1 protein-coding gene is annotated in these 232 nt (G+C 33.6%); it reads right to left on the bottom strand.

Annotation, left to right across the window (positions count from 1 at the left end):
• Positions 1–232 (bottom strand): class I tRNA ligase family protein (locus tag ACY2RW_RS16470; protein ID WP_490123801.1); only part of this gene is annotated, 232 nt, incomplete at both ends.

Here is a 232-nt window from a genome sequence, read left to right as displayed (position 1 = left end):
TCCATACGTTGATGAGGTTGTAAACGGATCTACAGCATTTCCTAAACGTTTAGACATTTTATGCCCGTTTTTATCTAAAACCACACCGTTAGAAACTACGTTTTTATACGCAACTGAATCAAAAACCATAGTTGCAATTGCATGTAAAGTATAAAAACAACCTCTTGTTTGGTCTACTCCTTCTGCAATAAAATCTGCTGGAAAAGATTCATTTCCATCAATTTTATTCTTA

This window comes from Polaribacter sp. 2305UL8-11 (assembly GCF_058147165.1).
Note: the sequence above shows the minus strand (reverse complement) of the source record. Positions and strands in the feature narration are given on the sequence as shown.